The organism is Acidimicrobiales bacterium (assembly GCA_036491125.1).
Lineage (GTDB): Bacteria > Actinomycetota > Acidimicrobiia > Acidimicrobiales > AC-9 > AC-9.
Window position 1 is genome coordinate 1 of sequence record DASXCO010000246.1, and the last position, 22,244, is coordinate 22,244.

Annotated in this window: 24 protein-coding genes; 4 read left to right on the plus strand and 20 right to left on the minus strand. The window is 71.0% G+C overall.

All coding sequences use genetic code 11. From position 1 onward, the window contains the following. The coding region (locus VGF64_18785) for a S1C family serine protease (protein ID HEY1636807.1) at positions 1-777 on the plus strand (777 nt) is incomplete at its 5' end. Between the two features lie 36 nt (positions 778-813). Further along, complete coding sequence (locus VGF64_18790) at positions 814-2,196, plus strand: zinc-dependent metalloprotease (protein ID HEY1636808.1); 1,383 nt, start codon at positions 814-816, stop codon at positions 2,194-2,196. A 67-nt stretch (positions 2,197-2,263) separates the two neighbouring features. Here the strand turns inward: VGF64_18790 and sigH are convergent, their stop codons facing one another. From sigH to VGF64_18815, 5 genes are all read right to left on the minus strand, one after another. After that, the gene (gene sigH, locus VGF64_18795; GenBank protein HEY1636809.1) at positions 2,264-2,923 is read right to left on the minus strand and encodes an RNA polymerase sporulation sigma factor SigH; all 660 of its coding nucleotides are present in this window, start codon (positions 2,921-2,923) and stop codon (positions 2,264-2,266) included. Between the two features lie 167 nt (positions 2,924-3,090). Beyond that, a complete protein-coding gene (rlmB, locus tag VGF64_18800) occupies positions 3,091-3,984 on the minus strand; it encodes a 23S rRNA (guanosine(2251)-2'-O)-methyltransferase RlmB (protein ID HEY1636810.1) in 894 nt (297 codons plus the stop codon). After that, positions 3,981-4,463 (minus strand): 2-C-methyl-D-erythritol 2,4-cyclodiphosphate synthase, encoded by a 483-nt coding sequence (gene ispF, locus VGF64_18805; protein ID HEY1636811.1) that lies wholly within the window; start codon positions 4,461-4,463, stop codon positions 3,981-3,983. The genes rlmB and ispF overlap by 4 nt, the downstream gene beginning before the upstream one ends. Continuing rightward, entirely contained in the window at positions 4,460-5,110 is a 651-nt protein-coding gene (gene ispD / locus VGF64_18810) for a 2-C-methyl-D-erythritol 4-phosphate cytidylyltransferase (protein ID HEY1636812.1), read from the minus strand. The genes ispF and ispD overlap by 4 nt, the downstream gene beginning before the upstream one ends. A gap of 20 nt (positions 5,111-5,130) precedes the next feature. After that, on the minus strand, positions 5,131-5,610 hold the full coding sequence (locus VGF64_18815) for a CarD family transcriptional regulator (GenBank protein ID HEY1636813.1): 480 nt from the start codon (positions 5,608-5,610) through the stop codon (positions 5,131-5,133). Between the two features lie 141 nt (positions 5,611-5,751). Here VGF64_18815 and VGF64_18820 point away from each other — a divergent pair, with 141 nt between their 5' ends. After that, positions 5,752-6,411, plus strand: coding sequence for a Crp/Fnr family transcriptional regulator (locus VGF64_18820; protein ID HEY1636814.1), 660 nt, complete (start codon positions 5,752-5,754; stop codon positions 6,409-6,411). A 9-nt stretch (positions 6,412-6,420) separates the two neighbouring features. Here VGF64_18820 and disA read toward each other — a convergent pair whose 3' ends face one another. From disA to VGF64_18840, 4 genes are all read right to left on the minus strand, one after another. Continuing rightward, the gene (gene disA / locus VGF64_18825; protein ID HEY1636815.1) at positions 6,421-7,491 is read right to left on the minus strand and encodes a DNA integrity scanning diadenylate cyclase DisA; all 1,071 of its coding nucleotides are present in this window, start codon (positions 7,489-7,491) and stop codon (positions 6,421-6,423) included. Positions 7,492-7,530: 39 nt separating this feature from the next. Further along, positions 7,531-8,955 (minus strand): DNA repair protein RadA, encoded by a 1,425-nt coding sequence (gene radA, locus VGF64_18830; GenBank protein ID HEY1636816.1) that lies wholly within the window; start codon positions 8,953-8,955, stop codon positions 7,531-7,533. Between the two features lie 79 nt (positions 8,956-9,034). Beyond that, a complete protein-coding gene (locus VGF64_18835) occupies positions 9,035-9,406 on the minus strand; it encodes a universal stress protein (protein HEY1636817.1) in 372 nt (123 codons plus the stop codon). A 36-nt stretch (positions 9,407-9,442) separates the two neighbouring features. After that, positions 9,443-11,929: an ATP-dependent Clp protease ATP-binding subunit gene (locus tag VGF64_18840; protein ID HEY1636818.1), complete on the minus strand. Its 2,487-nt coding sequence runs from the start codon at positions 11,927-11,929 to the stop codon at positions 9,443-9,445. 169 nt (positions 11,930-12,098) lie between these two features. Here VGF64_18840 and VGF64_18845 point away from each other — a divergent pair, with 169 nt between their 5' ends. Further along, positions 12,099-13,076: a polyprenyl synthetase family protein gene (locus tag VGF64_18845; GenBank protein ID HEY1636819.1), complete on the plus strand. Its 978-nt coding sequence runs from the start codon at positions 12,099-12,101 to the stop codon at positions 13,074-13,076. A 20-nt stretch (positions 13,077-13,096) separates the two neighbouring features. Here the strand turns inward: VGF64_18845 and lysS are convergent, their stop codons facing one another. The 11 genes from lysS to folP are packed head-to-tail and all read right to left on the minus strand — an operon-like array spanning position 13,097 to position 22,180. Next, complete coding sequence (gene lysS, locus VGF64_18850) at positions 13,097-14,584, minus strand: lysine--tRNA ligase (GenBank protein HEY1636820.1); 1,488 nt, start codon at positions 14,582-14,584, stop codon at positions 13,097-13,099. A gap of 26 nt (positions 14,585-14,610) precedes the next feature. Then, positions 14,611-15,417: a type III pantothenate kinase gene (locus VGF64_18855; GenBank protein HEY1636821.1), complete on the minus strand. Its 807-nt coding sequence runs from the start codon at positions 15,415-15,417 to the stop codon at positions 14,611-14,613. A gap of 3 nt (positions 15,418-15,420) precedes the next feature. Further along, positions 15,421-16,311 (minus strand): carboxylating nicotinate-nucleotide diphosphorylase, encoded by an 891-nt coding sequence (nadC, locus tag VGF64_18860; GenBank protein ID HEY1636822.1) that lies wholly within the window; start codon positions 16,309-16,311, stop codon positions 15,421-15,423. A 12-nt stretch (positions 16,312-16,323) separates the two neighbouring features. Next, entirely contained in the window at positions 16,324-17,967 is a 1,644-nt protein-coding gene (nadB, locus tag VGF64_18865) for an L-aspartate oxidase (GenBank protein HEY1636823.1), read from the minus strand. Continuing rightward, entirely contained in the window at positions 17,967-18,326 is a 360-nt protein-coding gene (gene panD, locus VGF64_18870; protein HEY1636824.1) for an aspartate 1-decarboxylase, read from the minus strand. The genes nadB and panD overlap by 1 nt, the downstream gene beginning before the upstream one ends. Before the next feature lie 49 nt (positions 18,327-18,375). Next, positions 18,376-19,224, minus strand: a complete 849-nt coding sequence (gene panC / locus VGF64_18875) for a pantoate--beta-alanine ligase (GenBank protein HEY1636825.1) — start codon at positions 19,222-19,224, stop codon at positions 18,376-18,378. Further along, on the minus strand, positions 19,215-19,955 hold the full coding sequence (locus VGF64_18880; GenBank protein HEY1636826.1) for a DUF2520 domain-containing protein: 741 nt from the start codon (positions 19,953-19,955) through the stop codon (positions 19,215-19,217). The genes panC and VGF64_18880 overlap by 10 nt, the downstream gene beginning before the upstream one ends. Before the next feature lie 54 nt (positions 19,956-20,009). Next, on the minus strand, positions 20,010-20,459 hold the full coding sequence (gene folK / locus VGF64_18885) for a 2-amino-4-hydroxy-6-hydroxymethyldihydropteridine diphosphokinase (GenBank protein ID HEY1636827.1): 450 nt from the start codon (positions 20,457-20,459) through the stop codon (positions 20,010-20,012). A gap of 2 nt (positions 20,460-20,461) precedes the next feature. Continuing rightward, positions 20,462-20,848, minus strand: coding sequence for a dihydroneopterin aldolase (gene folB, locus VGF64_18890; protein ID HEY1636828.1), 387 nt, complete (start codon positions 20,846-20,848; stop codon positions 20,462-20,464). After that, positions 20,835-21,386 carry a hypothetical protein gene (locus tag VGF64_18895; GenBank protein ID HEY1636829.1) on the minus strand — a complete coding sequence of 184 codons (552 nt, stop codon included), beginning with the start codon at positions 21,384-21,386 and terminating at the stop codon, positions 20,835-20,837. Before VGF64_18895 ends, folB begins: the two co-directional genes overlap by 14 nt. Next, the gene (gene folP / locus VGF64_18900; protein HEY1636830.1) at positions 21,383-22,180 is read right to left on the minus strand and encodes a dihydropteroate synthase; all 798 of its coding nucleotides are present in this window, start codon (positions 22,178-22,180) and stop codon (positions 21,383-21,385) included. The genes VGF64_18895 and folP overlap by 4 nt, the downstream gene beginning before the upstream one ends. Positions 22,181-22,244 lie beyond the last annotated feature (64 nt).

A 22,244-nucleotide genomic window follows, 5' to 3' on the forward strand; every position in this document is an offset into this window, starting at 1 on the left:
ATGATCCTCACCGTGGCCCGACTGCTCGCCGGGGCAATGGGCATCAGCGTGATCACGTCCAGCGGCCAGCAGGAGGCGGCCTCGGTCGTGGGCGAGGACGCCGACGATGGCGTCGCCGTCCTCCGGGTGGGTCATCAGCTGCCCAGCCTGAGCCTGGCCCCGAGCTCGGTGCCGACCACCGGCCAGATCGCCATCGCCGTTGGCGCCACGGACCCGGCGGGCTCACCTCCCGCAGTCACCATCGGCACCATCCGAGGAGTCAACCGGCAGGTGCGGGTGAACGACGGACCGCCGCTGCTGGACGCCATCGATACCGACGCCCCGGCAGGACCGACGCCAGGCGGCGCGCTGCTCGATCAGTCCGGGAGGGTCGTTGGCATCACCACCGAGGCCACTGACGACGGTGGCGGCGCGCACTGGCTGGCGGCATCGGCCACAGTCGTCGACGACGCCGCGGACCAGCTGGTCACGACGGGCAAGGTCGTGCACGCGTGGCTCGGCGTCTCCGCCGATGACCACGAGCCATCGACATCGACCGGTGGGAGCACGCCTCCGGGCGTCCAGGTCCTGGCTGTGCAGAGCAACAGCCCGGCTGCCTCGGCCGGGTTGGAGCCGCAGGACATCATCGACTCGGTGGACGGTCAGCCGGTGCCGTCGATACTCGACCTGCAGGGTGCGCTGCGGCTCCATCGACCGGGGGCGTCGGTCACGCTCGACGTGGTGCGCAACGGCGGGCACTGGCCGATGCACGCGACGCTCGGCTCAGCGGCGGCGTAGACCGGCTCCGCCCGCATCCCGCATAGCATTCGGCTGGTGAGCACACCCTCGCCCTTCGGCGGCGGCAACTTCTTCGAGAACCTCCTCGGCGATCTGCTCAAGATGCTCGCGACACAGGGTCCGGTGCACTGGGAGCTGGCCCGCCAGGTCGCCCAGGGTGTCGCCAGTGGAGGCCAGCCCGAGGCCAACGTCGAGCCGCTCGAGCGGATACGCCTCGAAGAGCTGGTCAGGGTGGCGGACCTCCACGTAGCCGACGCCACCGGGCTCTCGACGACCGTGAGCGGCAGGGTGGTGAGCATCCAGCCGGTGACGCGATCCGAGTGGGCCTGGCACACGCTCGAGGCGTGGCGCCCCCTGCTGGACTCGTTGGCCCGCTCCCTATCGGGCGCGCCGGAGGAGCCCGGCCCTGGCGGCCGGCCCGAGGACACACCCGGCCCTGGCGGCCGGCCCGAGGACACACCCGGCCCAGGAGACCAGGGGGGATCGGCAGGCCTGGGCGGACTGGGAGGCCTGGAAGGACTGGGTGGACTGGGCGGACTGAGTGGACTGGGCGGCCCCGGCGGACCGGGCGGGCCGGAGGACCCCCACCCGATGCCCGGTTGGGATCCCGACCCCGACCAGGACCCGTCGGGGTTCCTCGGCCAGCTGGGTCAGGTCATGGGGCCCACGCTCCTCGGCCTCCAGTTCGGCGCCATGGTCGGCCATCTGGCCGAGCGGGCCATGGGTCAGTACGACCTTCCCATCCCCCGCCCTGCTTCCGACCAGCTCATGATGGTGCCGGCGAGCATCGCCGCCTTCGCCAGCGACTGGAGCCTCCCCCTGGACGATGTCCGGCTCTGGGTGTGCCTCAGCGAGGTGACCCACCACGCCATCCTGGGTCGGCCCCACGTCCGGGCCCGGCTGCAGGAGCTTCTCGAGGGCTACGCCGCCGGCTTCCAGCACGACCCCAGCGCCCTCGAGGATCGACTGGCGGACATCGACCCCACCAACCCCAACTCCCTGCAGCAGGCACTGGGCGACCCGACGGCGCTCCTGGGCGAGCTGCAGACACCCGCCCAGCGCCAGTTGCTGAGCCAGCTCGAGGCGCTGACGGCCGCCATCGAGGGCTACGTCGACCACGTCATGGACAGCGTTGGTCATCGGCTCATCAGCTCGTACGGGTCACTCACGGAGGCACTCCGGCGGCGGCGGGTCGAGCGGGGCGAGGCCGACCGCTTCGTCGAGCGCCTGTTCGGTCTGGAGCTCGGCCAGGCACAGTTCGACCGGGGTGCCGCCTTCGTGAAGGGTGTGATCGAGAGGGGCGGTGAGCAGGCCCTGTCCCAGCTCTGGACCTCAGCCCGCAACCTCCCGACCCCCGCCGAGGTGGAGGCCCCGGGCCTCTGGCTCGAGCGCATCAGCATCCCTACCGACGACGCCTGAGCTCACACGACGATGGTGCGGTGCTCGGCCACCCGGCCGTCGTCGACAGCCAGCCAGCCGCGGGAGACTAGGCGTCGACGAGGGAATCCTCGGCGGCCCGCTCCTGGAGATGGAGATCGACCTTGCGCTTGATGCGCTGGAGGGCGTTGTCGATCGACTTGACGTGGCGTCCGAGCCGCTCGCTGATCTCCTGGTAGGACTTTCCCTCGACATATAGGCGGAGCACGTCGACTTCCAGGACCGACAGCATCTCGGCCATGGACCTGCGCATGTCCTCCATGCGCTCGCGCGAGATCGCCTGCTCGGCCGGGTCGGTGCCGTGGTCGGACCCGAGCAGCTTCTCCACCAGGCGGTCGTTGGGCTCGTCGTCGGGCCGCGTGGCCGAGATCGACACGTACTGGTTGAGGGGCTGGTGCTTGTGGCGGGTCGCTGTCTTGATGGCGGTGATCACCTGGCGGGTGATGCACAGCTCGGCGAAGGCCCGGAAGGAGGACTGCCGATCGGGACGGAAGTCCCTGGCCGCCTTGTACAGCCCGATCAACCCCTCCTGCTCGATGTCATCGGCGTCGGCGCCGACCAGGAAGTACGTGCGCGCCTTGGCCCGGGCGAAGCGCCGGTAGCGCTGGAGGAGGACGTCGAGGGCACAGCCGTCTCCGCCGTGGAATCGGGCCACGAGCTCGTCGTCAGGGCAGTCGAGGTCCGGACGCCAGTCGATTCGAAGCGACATGTTCTCTACCTCTGAGGTGCTGTGACCGAGCTGCGGCGCTCGATGGTGGTGTGGACTAGTTCTTTTTAACCAGTCTGAGCGGCCGTGTCAACCGTCACACCCGCGCCCGAATCAGGACAGATGTACCCCGAGCCCCCCAGACCACACCAAAGTTTTCCGGCCGAGAACTAGTACGACAGGGCCAGGCGCTGCCGGGCCACTTCGAAGCAGGCCACGGCGCCGGCGGCGGCGACATTCAGAGAGGCGAGGGTCCCGACGCTCGGGATGGCCACGACCAGATCGCAGCGCTGGCGGGTGAGCCGGGCCAGGCCCCGGCCCTCGGATCCCAGCACCAGGGCCAGCGGCTGGTCCGCCAGGGCCAGGCCGAACAGCGAGGTCTCCGCCTTGCTGTCGAGGCCCACCGTCCAGACCCCGTGGCGCGCCAGCTCGGCCAGGCCGGCCGGGACGCTCGGGATCATGGCCATCGGGAGCCGCTCGATCGCCCCGGCCGCGGCCTTGGCCACCGTGGGGGTGATGTGAGCGGCGCCGTGGCGGCCCAGCACCGCGCCCGTGCTTCCCGCCCCCTCGGCCGTGCGCAACAGGGCGCCGAGGTTGTGAGGATCGGTGACCCCGTCAAGGACGACGAGGAAGGGGCTGGGGCCCCCAGCCGAGCGCCGAGACATGGCGTCGAGGTCGACCTCCGGCAGGGCCTCGGCGTGGGCCAGCACCCCTTGCGGCACCTCCGTCCGGGACTCGGCGTCGAGACGGGACCTGTCCACCGTCCGCAGGGGCACGCCGCGCTCCGCGGCCAGGAGGCGGATCTCGGCGAGGAGCGGGGAGTCGTCCATTCCCTCGGCCAGCCACACGTCCCGCGTCCGCCTTCGCCCGGCGGCCAGCAGCTCGCGTACCGCCCGGCGGCCCTCTATCTGCTCGCCGCCCAGGCCGCGGGGCTGGCGCCGGGCCGTGTCCCGGGCTCCCGGCGGCCGCCGCTCGGTGGCTCGGCGCCCGGCAGCCGCTCCCTTCGGGGCCTGCCCGCGATGCGGTCGTCGAGACCCACCGGGGGGTCGCGGCCGACCCGTCATCGTTCGCCGCCTTCCAGGAGCATCACTGCCAGACAGGCGATCCCCTCGGCCCGCCCCAGGGACCCGAGGCCTTCCGATCGCTTGGCCTTGACGCTCACCGGCACGCCGAGGACCCCGCTCAGTCGGTCCTGGAGCCTGGTGCGGTACGGAGCCAGCATCGGCGTCTCGAGCACGACCGTGCAGTCGGCGTTCACGAGTGTCCATCCTGCGTCCTGCACCATGCCCCTCACCCGGCCGAGGATCGCCACGCTGTCGGCGCCCGACCACGTCGGATCGGTGTCGGGGAAATGCTGGCCGATGTCCCCCATGGTCGCGGCGCCGAGCATGGCGTCGGCGAGCGCGTGGGCGACCACATCGCCGTCGCTGTGCCCGGCCAGGCCCGTCGCTCCCTCGATGGCGACGCCGCCGAGCACGAGCGGGCGACCAGGGTCGGTGCTGAACCCGTGGACGTCGAAGCCGAGGCCGACTCGACCGGTCATGGTCGCAGGAGGGCTTCCAGCACCACGAGATCGGAGACCTCGGTCAACTTGATGTTGCGGGGATCGCCCGGCACGACCGCGACCGTCCCTCCGGCCGCCTCGACCAGGGCGGCGTCGTCGGTGGCCTCTCCCCCGGTGCGATGGGCCGACCTCAGCCCGGCTGCCCGGAAGGCCTGCGGAGTCTGCACGGCGACCAGCTCGCTGCGGTCCAGCGTGGAGACGACCCGGCCGTCGGCGACCTGCTTGACGGTCTCCGCGATCGGAACGCCGGGTACCGCGGCGTCGACGCCGGGGGCGAGCGCCTCCACCACCGCTCTGAACAGGTCGGCTCCCGCCAGAGGGCGGGCGGCGTCGTGGACGACGATCACCTCGGCGTCGGCGGGAACGGCGTCGAGGCCCGCTCGCACCGAGGCGGCTCGGGTCGAACCACCGGTGACGACAACATCGGCCCCGCGGGCTTCCGTCAGAGCCCGATCAGGGACGACGAGCACGACGCCCGCGGTGACCGCGCGGGCCGCGTCCAGCGACCAGTCGATCACCCGACGCCCGGCCAACGACTCGAACTGCTTGAGCCGTCCGAAACGGGTCGCGCTTCCCGCCGCCACGACGATCGCCCAGGCCTCAGCCCTCGTCCCCCGCTCATCCACTCCTGTCGTGACCGGTGCCGCTAGGGCAGCGCCTCGTTCAACTTCTCCTCCGCCTCTTCTTCGCTCACGCCGATGGCGAAGGTGAGCTCGGAGACCAGGATCTGGCGGGCGCGAGTGAGCATGCGCTTCTCGCCCGCCGACAGGCCCTTGTCCTTGTCGCGGATGGACAGGTTCCGGACGACCTCGGCCACTTGGTAGATGTCGCCGGACTTGAGCTTCTCGACGTGGTTCTTGTACCGACGAGACCAGTTTGTCGGCATCCGGGCCTCCTTCTTGCGAAGGACGGCGAACACCTCCTCGACCTCCTCGTCGTTGATCACCTCTCGGAGACCGACCTCGTCGGTGTTGTCGGCCGGGACCATGAGGGTCAGGTCCCCGTAGGCAAGGCGGAGCACCAGGTACTCGCGGTTCTCGCCGAAAACGTCCTTTTTCTCGCGCTTTTCGATCACGGCGGCGCCGTGGTGGGGGTAGACGACTTTGTCACCGACGTCGAACGACATACCACTCCCAAGAACGAGACGGCGAGGGGATTCCTCCAGGGTACGGGGAGGGGCGACTTTGGACAACTTTGCGGGCGGGGTGTTTGCCACCCAAGGGCTACCGGCCCTCTCAGGCAGGTGCGAGGTACGCTGCGGCTCCAAATGCACCAAGGCGAGTTGCTGGCCAGATCGGAGCTGTTCAGGGGACTGGGTCCCCCCGCCCTCGACCAGGTGGTAGATGCGACGCGGGCGGTCTCGCTCCAGCGCAATGACGTGGTGTTCGCTCAGGACGCCCCGGCCGAGGAGCTGTTCATCGTCCGGTCCGGACGGATCGCCATCGCGCAGCGCTCGCCCGATGGACGCCAGACCATGGTCGCCCTCATGGAGCGGGAGGATCTGTTCGGGGACATGCCCCTGTTCGACGGCCGGCCCCGCTCGGCCGAGGCCAGGGCCCTCGAGCCCTCCCACCTCGTCGGCGTGCCGTACGGGCCGATCAGGGATGTCCTGGCCCGGCAGCCGGAGCTGCTGTGGTCGGTGGTCTCCATGCTGGCCGGCCGACTGCGGGCCACCAACGCCGCGCTGGCCGACAGCGTCTTCCTCGACGTCCCCGGCCGAACGGCCAAGCGGCTCCTCGAGCTGGCCGGCCCGGCCGACGAGTTCGTCCTCCCCGTCACCCAGGAGGAGCTCGCCGGCCTCGTCGGCGCGTCACGCGAACGCGTCAACAAGGCGCTGGCGGCCTTCCTGCGGCTCGGGTGGTTGCAGCAGGCCGATCGCCACTATCGGATCGTCGACCGCGAGCAGATGACCCGCAGGGCGACCTGATCCCCTGGCTCAGCTGTAGCGGTCGAGGATGCTGGTCTCGGCCAACCGGGAGAGGCCGTCCTTCACGGCCCGGGCCCGGGCCCCGCCGACCCCGCCGACCTCGTCGAGGTCCTCGACCGTGGCCCGCATGGTCTTCTGAAGCGTCGCGAAGTGGGCCACGATGCGATCGATCACGCTGTCGGGCAGGCGGGGGATCTTCGACAGCAGCCGGAAGCCGCGGGGCTCGAGGCTGGCGTCGAGCTCGACCTCGGGCGCGATCCGAAGGATGCGGGCGACGTTCTTCACGTCCATGAGGTCCTCGCTGGGCAGGCCGGCCAGCTCCTCCATGGCTTGGTCGAGGCCTCGAGGGCGCTGCTCGCCCAGGTAGTCCTTCACCACCAGACGGCGATCGTCGTCGACCCCGCCCATCAGCTCGTCGAGGGCAAGGAGGAGCAGACGCCCGTCATCGCCCAGCTCCACCAGGTACCCGTGCACCTCCTCGGCGATGCGGCGAACCATCTCCGCCCGCTGCAGCACGCTGGCGACGTCGCGCACGGTGACGAGGTCCTCGACCTCGAGGGTGGAAAGGGAGCTGCTGACCGTGTCGAGCCGGTTCTTGTAGCGCTCCAGGGTCTGCAGGGCCTGGTTGGCCCGGTTGATGAGCTGGGGGATCGGCTGCAGCGGGTGCTTCAGGTCATGTCGGTAGACAGCGATGATCGACATGTCCTCCGACACCGAGATAACCGGCACATCGATCGACCGCGCCACCCGCTCGGCCGTGCGGTGACGCGTCCCCGTCTCGGTGGTCGGCACGTTCGGGTTGGGAACGAGGTGCACGTTGGCCCTGGCGATGCGGCTGGCGTCGGGCGACAGGATGATCGCACCGTCCATCTTGGCCAGCTCCGACAGTCGCTGCGGCGTGAACCCGGCGTCCACGAGGAAGCCGCCGGAGCAGATGGAGAGCACCGCGGGGCCGTCCCCCACGATGATCAGCGCCCCCATGTTGGCCTGGAGGATGCGATCCAGACCCTCACGGAGCGGACGTCCAGGGGCCACCACCGCCAAGGCATCGATCATGGCCACGCTACGCCGGGCCAGCACAGAGGAATCGTAGCCCCGAGGTGCGGAAGCGATCGATAGTTACCCCACCAGGCCCACTGGGGCCGTGCCCCTGGGCCCGCCTCCGGCTGCCGCTGTCTCCACCGTCGGCTCGGCCAACAGGAGCTTGACCGCCTCGGCCAGGGTGGCCACCCGGACTATCTCCATCCCGGCGGGTCCTCGCGGCCCCGACGCGGGCACCACGGCCCGGCGGAATCCCAGGCGCACGGCCTCGGCCAGGCGTCGCGGCAGCTGCGCCACCTGACGGACCTCGCCGCCGAGGCCGACTTCGCCGCACACCACGAGATCCGGCGGCAGCGCCCGACCGCTCACCGCCGAGGCCAGCGCCAGCCCCAGGGCGAGATCGGCGGCGGGCTCGGTCACCCGCACCCCACCGGTGACCGAGGCGTACACGTCCGCCCCGGTGAGCAGCAGCCCGACGCGCTGCTCGAGGACGGCGAGCTGCAACGCCATGCGCCCGCTGTCCAGGCCCTGCGCCGAGCGACGGGGCATCGGCAGCTTGGTGGGGGCCACCAGGGCCTGGAGCTCGACCAGCAGCGGACGATGGCCCTCCATGGTCGGAAGCACCACTCCGCCCGGGACACCGGTCTGTCGGTCTCCCAGCAGCAACTGGCTGGGGTCGGCGATGCCCGCCAGGCCGGCCTCGGCCATCTCGAACAGCCCGAGCTCCCCGGTGGGACCGAAGCGGTGCTTGGTCGCCCGCAGCAGCCTGAGGGCGTGGTGGCGCTCGCCCTCGAAGGACAGCACGGTGTCGACGACGTGCTCGAGCACCCGAGGTCCGGCCAGCGTGCCTTCCTTGGTCACGTGGCCCACCAGGAGGGTCGCCACGGCCGTCGACTTGGCCGCCTGCAGCAGCTGCGACGCGCACTCCCGGACCTGGGTGACCGTGCCCGCCGTCGATCCGAGCTCGGGGTCGAGCACTGTCTGGATGGAGTCGACGACAACGACATCGGGGCGCAGGTCACCGATCGCCTGCAGCACGTTGGGGAGCGAGGTGTCCGAGAGCAGCCACAGCCCGGGCAGGAGGGCGCCGAGACGCTCGGCCCGCAGACGGACCTGCTGGGCAGATTCCTCGGCCGAGACCAGCAGGGCCTTCGCCCCCGCCGCGGCCATCGCCGCCACCGCCTGCAGCAGGAGCGTCGACTTGCCGATCCCCGGCTCCCCGCCCACCAGCGTCACCGAGCCGGGCACCACCCCACCAGCCATCACCCGGTCCAGCTCGGCCAGTCCCGTCGGCATCGGCGCCGCCCCGGCCAACTCGACATCGGCTATCGGGCGAGCGGGCTCCGCCGATGGCGCGCCGGTCACGGCACGACGTCCCTTGTCGGCCGGCAGCGTCTCCTCGACCAACGAGTTCCATGCGTCGCACGACGGACATCGCCCGCTCCACCGCGCCGAGACGCTGTCGCACTCGGTGCAGCGATGGACTCTGCGATCACGGGCCATCGACTGGCACCGTACCGGGAGGGTGCGACAGTCCAGTGGATGCCTGGCGCGCCGGAGGGCGGTGAGGGACCGGCGCGCCTCAGGTGGTGCGGACGATCAGGATGGTCGAGGTGGCGTGGTGGCTCACCTTGTTGGGGACCGATCCGATCAGGAACCGGCTCACCCCCGTCATCCCCCTGTTGCCCATCACCAGGAGGTCGTAGCGGCCTCGCTCGGCCTCGTCCAGCAGCACGGCCGCCGGATCGCCGTCGATCGCCATGGCCTCGATGGCCACGCCACTCCCTCGGTGGCGGGCGACCTCGGACTCAGCGGTGAGCAGCGACTTGGTCTCGGCGCCCACGGTCAGCACGGTGAGCTTGGCGCCGGTGGCCCCGGCGAGCTCCACGGCCCGGTCGACGGCCTTCGCCGCGGTGCGCGAGCCATCGGTTCCGACGAGTATCCGTTCGTACACGAGGCGACAGCGTAGGAGCCCGCCGGGGGGTGGGCGCTACTCCGGCGCGGGACCGGTTCCGGCCAGCTCCACCGGCGGCGGCTCGATGCCCTCGATGGCCCGGAACACGACCTCGCCGTTCTCGACGTCGACGATGATCGTCTCGCCCACCCGGAACTCCTTCCACAGGAGCTTCTCCGAGAGCGGGTCCTCGACCATCTGCTGGATCGACCGGCGCAGCGGCCGGGCGCCGAGCTGAGGGTCGTACCCCTTCTCGGCGAGCAGCTCCTTGGCCGCCCGGGTCATCTCCAGACCCAGGCCCTGCCCCTCGAGCTGCTCGCGCACCCGCTTGGTCATGAGGTCGACGATCTCGATGACCTCCTCGCGGGAGAGCTCGTGGAAGACGATGACCTCGTCGATGCGGTTGAGGAACTCGGGCCGGAAGTGCTGCTTGAGCGCCTCGTTGACCCGCTCCTTCATCCGCTCGTAGGTGACCGACTCTTCGGACTTGGCGAACCCCACCGACGCCCGACGCAGGTCGGCCGTGCCCAGGTTGGAGGTCATGATCAGCACGGTGTTCTTGAAGTCGACCGAGCGACCCTGGGAGTCGGTCAGGCGCCCGTCCTCCAGGATCTGGAGCAGGGTGTTGAACACGTCCGGGTGGGCCTTCTCGATCTCGTCGAACAGCACCACGGAGAAGGGCTTGCGCCGGACGGCCTCGGTCAGCTGGCCGCCCTCCTCGTAGCCCACGTAGCCAGGCGGGGAGCCGACCAGCCGGCTCACGGTGTGCTTCTCCATGTACTCGCTCATGTCGAGCTGGATGAGCGAACCCTCGTCGCCGAAGAGAAACTCGGCCAGGGCCTTGGCCAGCTCGGTCTTCCCGACCCCGGTCGGGCCCAGGAAGATGAACGACCCGCTGGGCCGCTTGGGGTCCTTGAGGCCGGCCCGGGTGCGGCGGATCGCCCGCGACAGGGCCTGGAGGGCGGGCTCCTGGCCGACGATCCTCTTGTGGAGCTCCTCCTCCATCCGGAGAAGCTTGGCCGTCTCCTCCTCGGTCAGCTTGTAGACCGGGATGCCGGTCCAGTTGGCCAGGACGTCGGCGATGACCTCCTCGTCCACCACATCGAACAGGTCGATGCCCTCGGCCCGCCACTCGGCCTCCTTGGCCGCCTTGCGGTCGAGGCGCTCCTTCTCCTCCTCGGACAGCTGCTTGGCCTGGTCGAAGGCCTGGCGCTCGATCGCCGTCTCCTTGTCGTGGCGGATGCGGCCGATCTCGTCCTCGAGCTGCTTGTAGTCGGGCGGGGTGGCCATGCGGCGGATGCGCAGGCGGCTGCCGGCCTCGTCGATCAGGTCGATGGCCTTGTCGGGAAGGTAGCGGTCCGAGATGTAGCGATCGGCGAGGTTGGCCGCGGCGACCAGGGCCTGGTCGGTGATCGTCACCGAGTGGTGACTCTCGTAGCGGTCGCGCAGTCCCTTCAGGATCTCGATCGTGTGGTTGAGCGACGGCTCCTCGACCTTGATGGGCTGGAACCGGCGCTCCAGGGCGGCGTCCTTCTCCAGGTGCTTGCGGTACTCGTCGAGGGTGGTGGCACCCACCGTCTGGAGCTCGCCGCGGGCCAGCATCGGCTTGAGGATGGAAGCAGCGTCGATGGCACCCTCGGCCGCGCCGGCGCCCACGAGGGTGTGGAGCTCGTCGATGAACAGGATGATGTCGCCCCTGGTGCGGATCTCCTTCAGCACCTTCTTGAGGCGCTCCTCGAAATCCCCCCGGTAGCGGCTGCCGGCCACCAGGGCCCCGAGATCGAGGGTGTAGAGCTGCTTGGCCTTGAGCGTCTCGGGGACGTCGTTGGCCACGATCTTCTGCGACAAGCCCTCGACGATGGCGGTCTTGCCCACACCCGGCTCGCCGATCAGCACCGGGTTGTTCTTGGTCCTCCGGGAGAGGACCTGCATCACCCGCTCGATCTCACGGTCCCGGCCGATGACCGGGTCGAGCTTGCGCTCCCTCGCCAGGGTTGTCAGATTGCGTCCGAACTGGTCGAGAACGGGCGAACCCGAGGGCGTCTCCTGCCCCGAGGACGGGCCGCCCGATGTCGACTCCTTGCCCTGGTAGCCGGAGAGGAGCTGGATCACCTGCTGGCGCACGCGCGACAGGTCGGCACCCAGGTTCACCAGGACCTGGGCGGCGACACCCTCACCCTCGCGGACCAGGCCGAGCAGCATGTGCTCGGTGCCGATGTAGTTGTGCCCCAGCTGGAGTGCCTCACGCAGAGACAGCTCCAGCACCTTCTTGGCGCGGGGGGTGAAGGGGGGCGAGCCGGTGGGCGAGCTGCCAGCCGGCCCGATCGTCTCCTCGACCTTCTCCCTCACGGCCTCCAGCGAGATCCCGAGGGACTCGAGGGCCTTGGCTGCGACGCCCTCACCCTCGTGGATGAGGCCGAGCAGGATGTGCTCGGTGCCGATGAAGTTGTGGTTGAGCAGGCGCGCTTCCTCTTGAGCGAGGACGAGCACTCGTCTGGCTCGGTCTGTGAAGCGTTCGAACAACTACCGGCCTCCTGGGAAGGCTGACTCCATGGTCTCATTCTACCCGTGGGTGTCCAGTTCCTCGCTCCCTCCTTTTTCTGGACCTCCACCCGCTCGCGCCCCCGAATGGGGGAGTGCACCCCCTCCCGGTTGTCCGCGTGACGTGTATCTCGCCTAAGTTCCACTACCAGTGAACGTCGCAGAGGTGCTCGGCCTTCCCGGCCTCGAGGATGATCTCGCTCGCCTCGAGATCACCCTCCACCGGGTCGTGACCACCGAAGACCCCTTCCTCAGTGAGGTTGCGACCCACCTTATCGCCGCAGGTGGCAAGCGCCTCAGACCGTCGTTGACCGTGGCCGCGGCGGCCGCCGGCGGTATGGCCGCCTCCGAGGAGGTCCTGCTCGGAGGGGTCGCAGTGGAGCTGGTGCACCAGGCGTCGCTCTACCACGACGACGTCATGGACGAGGCCGCGACCAGGAGAGGGGTCCAGAGCGTCAATGACCGGTGGGGGAACCTGGTGGCCGTGGTGGCCGGGGACTTTCTGCTGGCGCGGGCGGCCGGGATCGCCGCGAGCCTGGGGACGGAGGTGGCCGGGCTGCTGGCTGCCACCCTCGCCCGCCTCTGCGAGGGCCAGATCAGCGAGGTCCACACCGCGTTCGACGTGGACCGCGGCGAGCAGGCCTACCTGACCACCATCCTCGACAAGACGGCGTCGCTCATGGCGACCTCCTGCCGCATCGGCGGCTTGACGGCCGGCCTCGATCGGCGCCAGGTGGACGCCCTCACCACGTTCGGGGAGTGCTTCGGGATGGTGTTCCAAATTCGTGACGACATTCTCGACGTCGTCGCCACCGAGGACGAGCTGGGCAAGGGAGTGGGCCAGGACCTGGAGCGGGGCATCTACACCCTCCCCGTGCTGCGGACCCTCGGCGACGCCGGCGTCGGCCCCGAGCTGCGCTCGTTGCTGGGCCGGCCGCTGGACCGGAGCCAGCGGGAGAAGGCCCGCCACATGGTCGCCACCTCGGGTGGCATCGCTTCGGCGGTCGGCGCCAGCCGGCGCTACGCCGACATGGCCGCCGTGGCGGCCTCGGGCCTCAACTCGGGCCCGAGCGGCTCGGCCCTCGGCCGCCTGGGCCACATCCTGGTCGACGACATCCCGACCGGCTGAACCCGCCAGTCAACCGCGCTCTATTGCTGCGGCTTCGCCGACCCGGGCGGGGCCCCGTCCCCGCCCTCCTCCGGAACGGCGGGGGCCCCAGCCCCGCCGCCGGCCGTCTCCGGCCTGAGCGTCGGGAAGGCGATGACGTCGCGGATGTTGGCAACGTCGCCAAGGAGCATCACGAGGCGGTCGATCCCGATCCCGAGGCCGGCCGTCGGCGGCAAGCCGTACTCGAGCGCCCGCAGGTAGTCCTCGTCGACCACCATTGTGGCGTCCGTGTCCCCCGCCGCCCGCCGGGCCGCCTGCTCCTCGAAGCGGGCCCGCTGCTCGTCGGGGTCCACCAGCTCCGAGAAGGCGTTGCCAAGCTCCCGGCCGGCGACGATGGGCTCGAAGCGCTCGACCAGCCCGGGCCGGGTGCGGTGGTCGCGCGCGAGGGGCGACACCTCTTTCGGGTAGTCGCACACGAACACGGGACCCCAGAGCTCGGCCTCGGTGGTCTTCTCGTAGATCTCGAGCACGAGCTTGCCCGGTCCCCACGAGGGAGTCACGGGCACGTCGTGCGCTGCGGCGATGGCGCGCAGCTCCGGCACGGACATGCCGACGTCGACCGCGACGCTGGCGTGCTCCTCGACCAGCTCGGTCATGGTGGCCCGCCGCCAGGGCGGGGCCAGGTCGATGGGGCGGCCTCCATAGGTGAGCGAGGTGGTCCCCACGAGCTCGCGGGCCAGGCTCGAGACCAGGTCCTCGACGAGCTCCATCATGTCGGTGTAGTCGGCGTAGGCCTGGTAGAGCTCGAGCAGCGTGAACTCGGGGTTGTGGCGGCGCGAGAGACCCTCGTTGCGGAAGACGCGCCCGAGCTCGAAGACGCGTTCCATGCCCCCGACGACCAGTCGCTTGAGGTACAGCTCAGTGGCGACTCGAAGGTAGAGATCCATGTCGAGGGCGTTGTGGTGGGTGACGAAGGGACGGGCGTCCGCGCCTCCCGGCACCGGGTGCAGCACGGGCGTCTCGACCTCCACGAAGCCGCGCTCCTCCAACCATGCTCGGACGAAGCTGACCGTGCGGCTGCGCAGGCCGAAGACCTTGCGTGTCGAGTCGTTCGCCCACAGGTCCACGTAGCGCTGGCGATAGCGGACTTCGGGGTCGGCGATGCCCCGCCACTTGTCGCCGAAGCCCCGCCGGGCCTCGGCCAGCAGCTCCCAGTCGCGCAACTTCACGGACAACTCGCCCCGGCGCGTCCGGACGACCTCGCCGGTCGCTCCCACCCAATCACCCAGCGAGAGCCGGGAGAAGGCGTCGTAGCGCTCGGTGAAGCCGCTCCCCGCGAAGAGCTGAACGGCCCCGCTCGAGTCCCGCAGCTCGGCGAAGGTCAGCTTGCCCTGGGGCCTGATGAGCATGAGCCGCCCGGCCACGGAGACCGACACGCCGGTCTCCTCGCCGACACCCAGCTCGGCGAACGCCGTCTGCAGGCGGGCCGCCTCGTCGGTGCGCTCGAAACGGTAGGGGACGTCGGGCATGGTCCTCCGGGTCCTCGGACGACTACCTACCGCGGGGCCACGTTGCGCTCGAAGACGAGCCGCAGCCCGTGGAGCGTAAGCCATGGCTCGTGGTGCTGCACGCTTGTGCACACCCGGCAGATCAGATCGGCCAACCCTCCCGTGGCCACGACCGTCGACGGGCCGAGCTCGTCCTCCAGCCGCCGGCACATGCCGTCCACCATCGCCGCGCAGCCATAGACGGCACCGGACTGGAGCGCCTCCACCGTGCTCTTCCCGATGAGGTGCCGAGGGGCTTCCACCAGCTCGACGCGGCGCAGCGCGGCCGCACGCTCGAACAGTGCGTCGAGGCTGATCTCGACGCCCGGCGCGATGGCCCCGCCGAGGTACTCGCCGCGCTCCGAGATGGCGTCGAAGGTGGTAGCCGTCCCCAGGTCCACCACGATGGCCGGGCCTCCATACAGGTCGAAAGCGGCCACCGCGTTGGCGATCCGGTCGGCGCCCACCTCCTTCGGGTTGTCGATCATGATGGGCATTCCCGTGCGCGTCCCGGGCTCGACCACGACAACGGGCACCGGGTACCAACGGTTGAACATCTCGCGCAGAGAGGCGGTGACCCTGGGCACGCCCGACGACAGGGCCACCCCGGTGACAGTGTCGGCGACATCGAGGTCGTTGAGGTCGAGCAGGTGCGTCACGAGGAGGGCGTACTCGTCGGCTGTGCGTTCGGACTCGGTCGCGATGCGCCAGTGGTGGAGCAGCTCTCCGTCAGCGCTCGGCGGCGCGTCGGCGGAGGCCGGTCCGAACATACCGACGACCGTCTGCGTGTTGCCGACGTCGATGGCGAGCAGCACGGGTCAGGCCTCCCCAAGGTCGAGGCCGATGTCGACCGCCGGAGCGGAGTGGGTGATCGCTCCCACCGAGATGAGGTCGGCACCCGCGGCCGCGAACGCGCCCACCGTGTCGACCGTGACGCCGCCGGAGACCTCGACCAGCACGCGGACACCGTCGGGCCCGTCGGGCGCGCGCTCCCGGACCATGGCGACGCAGGCGGCGACCTCGTCGGGCGTCATGTTGTCCAACAGCACCTGGTTGGCGCCCGTCGCCACCGCCTCGGCCACCTGGTCGAGCCGGTCGCACTCGACCTCCAGCAGGCGTCCCGGCCAGCTGCGACTGGCCCTGGCCACCGCCTCGGCGATCGTCACGTTCCCCAGATGGTTGTCCTTCACGAGGACGCCGTCCGAGAGACTGCCCCGGTGGTTCACACCGCCGCCGGCCCGCACGGCGGCTTTCTCGAGCGCGCGCAGGCCGGGCGTCGTCTTCCTGGTGTCCAGGATCCGCGTGGCCGGGTTGGCCACCCGGGCCCGGTCGACCAGGCGGCGGGTGGCGGTGGCCACCCCCGACAGATGGCACAGGAAGTTGAGGGCGGTGCGCTCTGCGCTCAGTACCGGGCCCGCCGGCCCACAGACGGTGGCGATCGTGCGACCAGGCGCCAGTGGAGCGCCGTCGTCCAGCTGCCAGGCCAGCGTCGTCGACGCGTCCACCTGTAGGAAGGCTTCGGTGGCGCAGGCGCGCCCGGCGAGCACCCCCTCGACCCGGGCGACCAGGCGGGCCTCGGTCCGCGTGCCGGCGGGCAGGAGCGAAGCCGTGAGGTCGCCGAGGGGCAGCAGGTCCTCGGCCAGGGCTCGGCCCACCGCTTCTCGGACCGCCGAAAGCGGCGGGTGGACGGCGGGCAGCTGGGCGGTCACCGGTTCATCCGGTCACCGGGTCGGTACCAGCCGGCAGCGCAGCGCGGGGTCCAGCGCCGGAAAGTCGGAGCGGGAGTGGGCGCCCCGGCTTTCCCGCCGGGCGGTGGCAGCCGACAGCACGGCCCTCGCCACCTCGACCAGGTTGGCCAGCTCCCAGGTCGCCGGCCCGCGCCCTGCACCGGCGACCTCGTCCACGACGGCGTGAGCGGCGGCCAGAGACTCCTCGCTCCTTATCACCCCCGCGCCGAGCGTCATCGCCTGCTGGAGTCGGTGGCGACGTTTGTCCACCTCGCCGTCGTCGCCTGCCGCGCTCTCCGGTGCTGAATCGTGCCGACGCCAGGGCTCGAGGAGCCGCACGGGGATCGTGTCATCGTCGCCATGGTCGGTCGCAGTGTGAGTGGCTGGCGCGCCATCGAAGGCTTCCAGCGTCGGGCCCATGGCGCCCGAGGGCTCGGGCCCGTCACGACCATCGGCGATCGCCTCGACCACCCGGGCCGCGAACACCATGCCCTCGAGCAACGAGTTCGACGCCAGTCGGTTGGCGCCGTGGACCCCCGTGCAGGCCACCTCCCCGCACGCCCACAGACCCGGGAGGGTGGACGCTCCGTCGAGATCGGTCAGCAGCCCGCCCGACAGGTAGTGGGCGGCAGGAGCAATAGGTAGCCAGTCGGAGCTCGGGTCGAGGCCGATCGAGCGGACCGAGGCCGCGATCGTCGGGAACCGCCGGTCGAAACGCTCGAGCCCGGTGGCGTCCAGCCACAGATGGTCAACGCCCTGCTCGAGCATGCGGTCAGCCATGGCCCGACTGACAACGTCGCGCGGTGACAGCTCCTCGACGAAGCGCCGGCCGTCGACGTCCCGAAGCCGGGCCCCGTGGCCTCGCAGCGCCTCGGAGAGCAGGGGACGGGGCATGGCCGGATGGTGCAGGGCGGTCGGGTGGAACTGCATGAACTCGACGTCGGCCACCGCTACCCCGCGGCGCAGGGCCATGGCGACGCCGTCCCCGCTGGCTTCGGACGGGTTGGTGGTCACGGCGTAGATCTGGCCCGCGCCCCCCGTCGCCAGGACCACCTGGGACGCCCGGACCTCGTGGGGTCGGCCGCCCGGATCGAGGGCCACCACGCCGCGGCAGCGCCCGGCCTCCACGAGGAGGTCGACGGCGAACCACCCCTCGAGCAGGGCCGCAGCCGTCTCCCGCACGGCATCCACCAGCGCCCGCTCGATCTCCGCACCCGTGGCCGCCCCGCCGGCGTGGACGACGCGGGCGGTCGAGTGACCGCCCTCACGGGCCAACGCGAGCCCGCCCCCCGGATGGCGGTCGAACACCGCGCCCATGGCGATGAGCTCCTCGACCCTGGCCGGGCCCTCTCCGACGAGCACCTTCACGGCATCGGCGTCGCACAGGCCGGCTCCCGCGGCCAGGGTGTCCGCCAGGTGGAGGTCCGTCGAGTCCTCGTCCACCCCCAGCACGGCGGCCACGCCGCCCTGGGCCCAGCGCGTCGTCGACTGCGCCAGCTCGGCCTTGGTCACCACGCCGACCCGGAGGCCCGAGCTCCCGGCCGCCCGCACGGCCGCCGACAGCCCGGCCACCCCGCTCCCGACGATGAGGACGTCCAGCGCCGCCGGACCTTCGGCCGGGAGGCCGGGGTTCGTCACTAGCGAGGGGTGGGCTGGAGCCCAACCGGCTGGAACACCCGGTTGGCAGCGTCGACGTGCACGACGCGCGGCTCGAACCCTTCGAGCTCGGAGTCCTCGTAGTCGGCGTAGGTGAGGACGATCACCTTGTCGCCCGTTTGGACGAGCCGAGCGGCGGCGCCGTTGAGACAGACCTCGCCATCCCGACCGGCGATGGCGTAGGTCTCGAACCGGGCACCGTTGTCGATGTCGAGCACGGCCACCTGCTCGTGCTCCCGGATGTCGGCCAGTTCCATCAGGCGGGTGTCGAGGCTGATCGAGCCAACGTAGTCGAGCTCGGCTCCCGTCACGGTGGCCCGATGGATCTTGGACTTCATCATGCGGCGGCGCATCTCTTGCCTTTCGCGAGGGTCGGGCACGCGTGGGCGCTCATGGCGTCCGCGCTCCGAGGTTGTCGAGCAGGCGGGTCGACCCGAAGCGGGCCCCGACCAACAGACGGACGTCGCCCGCGAGGGTGGCGGGCACGGTCAGGTCGTTGGCATCGACAGCCACGGCGTAGTCGAGCTGGGCGAGTGGCTCGGCGGTCACGACCGCTGCCATCGCCGTCGCGACCCGTTCCGGCGTTGGCTCACCGGCGTCGACCGCGCGGCGACCGGCCAGCAGCGCGCGGTGCAGCACGGGGGCGGCCGCCCGCTGTTCCAGCGTCAACCGGGCGTTGCGGCTCGACAGGGCCACGCCATCGCGCTCACGTACCGTCTCGCACCCGATGACCTCGACCGGGAACGAGAGGTCGGCGGCCAGGCGGCGCACGACCAGCAGCTGTTGGTAGTCCTTCTCGCCGAAGTAGGCGCGACATCGTCCCGTGGCGGCGAACAGCTTCGACACGACGGTCGCCACGCCTTCGAAATGGCCGGGACGGACCGCTCCCTCCAGGCCCTCGGTCAGTGCCGACACCCGCACCGAGGTCAGCACCGGACCCGGGTACATCTCCTTCTCCGCCGGCAGGAAGACATAGTCCACGCCCCGTCGGCCACCGAGCTCGACGTCCCTTTCGTGGTCTCGCGGATAGCTCGTCAGGTCCTCGCGGGCATCGAACTGGAGGGGGTTCACGAAAACCGTCATCACCACGGTGTCGCACTCCGCCCGGGCCCGATCCACCAGCGACAGATGGCCGGCGTGGAGGGCGCCCATGGTCGGTATGAGGCCCACCTGGCGGCCCGTGGCCCGCTCCTTCTCGAGGGTCCGGGTCAGCTCGTCGAGCGTCTCGATCACCGGCACGCCGCCAGCCCCTCCATCGCGCGCTCCTGCACCAGCCGCTGGGACAGCTCGACCAGGGCGTCGTACGCGGGTCGCTCGGCGGGGTCGAGCACGGCGCGGTGTCGCTCGACCGTGGCCCGATCGCCTCGGGCCACCGGCCCGGTGAGGGCGCGCGCCGGCCCGACGGCGGCAACGTCGTCGAGGGCGCCGCGAGCGAGCGCCATGAAGGCCGCCAGCGGGACCCCTGCGCCGGCGGCTACCCGCTCGACCTGGCCGAGCAGGGCGACCACGTGGTTGGCGGCCAGGCACGCAGCGGCGTGATAGGTGGCTCGGGCGGCGTCGGGCACGGCCAGGGGCTGACCTCCGAGCGCCGCCACCAGGTCGAACGCCAACGGGTCGCCCGCCACGGCGAAGAACGCTCCGGCGGCGAGACGGGCCGCGCCCACGCCGGGCTCGGGGAGGGTGACGAGGGGGTGCACGGACGCCCGTCGGGGATGGGAGTCGAGCACGTCCAGCCCGAGCGAGCCGGCCAGGTGGAGCACCACGGCGGTCGGCGAGGGCTCGACGGCGGCGCTCACCCGGGCGACAGCACCGTCGGGGGTGGCGATCACCAGTACGTCGACGCCGCGTGCTGCGAAGCGCAGGTCGTCGTGGCGCCCCAGCATGCCAGCGAGGCCCCAGCCGGCATTCGACAGGGCCGTGGCGAGTGACCGTCCGGCGCGACCCGGTCCGATCAGGCGAAAACTGGTCAAACGACCTCTCTCGACGTTCCGGCCCCTCCAACGAGGGTGCCGTTCGTGCAGTGCCTAGAGAGTACCCAATTTGGCGACCTCGCCCGAGACGCGCGCCTCCCAGCCGTCGGGCACCAGCTCGGGAGCCAGGTCGGCCAGCGGCGCGACCACGAAGCGCCGCTCCCACATCCGGGGATGGGGCACGACCAGGTCGGGGTCCTCGACCTTCTGGTCACCGACCAGGAGGACGTCGACGTCGAGAGGCCGCGGACCCCACCGCTCGGCCGGGACTCTTCCCGCCGCGGCCTCCAGCCGGCCCCCGAGCTCGAGGAGCTGCCGTGGCGTGCGTTCGGTGGCCAGCTCGACGACGAGGTTGAGATAGGGCCTCTGGCCGGGGGGCCCACCGACCGGTTCGGTCTCGTAGAGCGGGGAGACACCCACGACGTCGGGCAGGCGGGAAACGGCCTGTCGCAGGGCGGTGCGACGGTCCCCGATGTTGGACCCGAGGCCGAGAAAGGCGCGCACGCCTACGGGCGGGACCGGGTGATCCGCACCCCGACCGAGTCGAGATCCGCGGCCAGCGGCGGGCGCAGCTTCCGCACGCCGACGATGACCGCTGTCACCCGGCTGTCACCGAGCACCGCGTCGGCGATGCCCTCGGCCAGGGCCTCCAACAGGCGATAGCTCCGGCTGGTGACGACCGACATCGCTTGCTCGACCACCTCGCCATAGTCGACGGTGCCCGCCAGATCGTCCGTGCGGCCGGCGGCGGTGAGATCGGCGACCACGTCGAGGTCGATCTCGAAGGGCTGGCCCCGGGTCTGCTCCTCGGGGAGGGCTCCGTGGGTACCTACGACCCGGAGGGCCCGGATCTCGATCCGGTCGAAACGCTCACCCGCGTCATCGGGCGTCATCGGCCTCGCCGGCCGCATCTTCGGGCCCCCCTCCGGGGCCGATGTCGAGCTCGGGCGAGAGGGTTACCAGCTGTCGACCAAGTGGGCCCATCTGCCGGCGCACGATGCGCTCGACGGCGGCGATGGACTGCGGGCCCGAAGGCACCTTGCCTGACCAGCGGAGGTACCCGGCGATCACACCCATCACCCGGTCGCCGAGCTCCTCCTGGTGCAGGAGGAGCCGCTCGCCCTGGTCCAGCCAACCCCGCAGGTGCACGAAGATGTCGGGAAGCACCAGACGGGGCTCGGAGCTGGGACCGAAGGGAAAGTGCGCCCAGGGAATATCCATCTCGTCGTAGGCGTGGAGGTTGTGCGGGGACCCGAGCAGCGACACTACGAGGGTGAACCCCTGCTCCCGGAGCCAGATGATCTCCTCCTGCCGGCGCACTCGCCGGTGGTTGCGGGCATAGCCGCCGGGGCGCTCGCTCACCGCCAGGTGATCTCTGATCACCCAGGCGAAGTTGCGGGGGGCGATCCCGGCCGCCCAGCGACCCTTCACTCGTCCCCCAGGACCACGTCGCTGTCCTCGCCCACGACCTGCGCCGCCTGGATGGTCGGGCCGACGTCGTGGACACGAACCATGCCGGCACCGTTCGCCATCGCCCAGACGGCCGTGGCCAGCGACCCGGCCAGGCGCTCCTCGGTGGGAAGGGGGCTCGGCTCGCTCTCGACCAGCTGTCCGAGAAAGCTCTTGCGGCTCGTGCCGATCAGGACGGGGTGGCCGCTCGCCACCAGCCGACCGAGGTGGCGGAGGAGGCTCAGGTTGTGCTCGGCCGTCTTGCCGAAGCCGATCCCCGGGTCCACCCAGACCTCGCTGACCCCGGCCGCCAGCGCCCGCTCGGCCCGTTCCTCGAGGAAGGCCGAGACCTCGCCGACGACATCGTCGTAGCGGGGGTCGTGGTGCATCGTCCGGGGGGTGCCCCGCATGTGCATTGCAACCCAACCCACGCCCTCCGCCGCCGCCACCTCGTGCAACGAGGCGGAGATGTCGTTGACCAGGGTCGCTCCGGCACGCACGGCCGCCTCGGCGACCGGCGCCTTGGCCGTGTCGACCGATACCCGAACGTGCGGCGACAGGGCCTCGATGACCGGGATCACCCGCCGAAGCTCCTCGGGCTCGGCGACTGGCTCGGCGCCGGGCCGGCTCGACTCGCCGCCGACGTCCACGACGTCGACACCCTCGGCCACCATCTCGAGACCGTGAGCCACCGCGGCGTCGTGAGAGCAGAACTGACCTCCGTCGGAGAACGAGTCCGGCGTCACGTTCAGCACACCCATCACCAACGCGCGCATGGGAGTCAGCGTAGGTTCTCAGCCTGGTGAGCGGTGGACGGAAGGGCCCGCCGACGGCCCGCTG